Origin of the sequence: Mesorhizobium sp. M1C.F.Ca.ET.210.01.1.1 (assembly GCF_004791585.1) — a bacterium.
GTDB lineage: Bacteria > Pseudomonadota > Alphaproteobacteria > Rhizobiales > Rhizobiaceae > Mesorhizobium.
In genome coordinates, this window is record NZ_SRUU01000215.1 from 1 (window position 1) to 287 (window position 287).

The 287-nt window shown below is 71.1% G+C and carries 1 protein-coding gene; it reads left to right on the plus strand.

What is annotated here, in order from left to right; genetic code table 11:
* On the plus strand, positions 1 to 287 hold a 287-nt coding region (locus tag EN853_RS33640), incomplete at both ends, for a GAF domain-containing protein (protein ID WP_189473204.1).

Sequence of the window (287 nt, forward strand, 5' to 3'; positions counted from 1 at the left end):
GCGAAACGCCTCTACCTTCCTCTGAGAACTGGCCGCACGGCGATCGGCGTCGTCGGCCTCGACGACGACAGGCAGGGACCGCTGCTGACGCCCGAGCAGCAGCGCCTGCTCGATGCGCTTGCCGACCAGGCGGCGGTCGCCATCGAGCGCATCCAGCTCGCCGCCGACGTCGACCGTGCCAAGCTCGCCGCCGAGGCCGACCGCTTGCGCTCGGCGCTGCTCACCTCGATCTCGCATGATCTGAAGACCCCGCTCGCCGCCATCATGGGCGCGGCCGGCACGCTGAG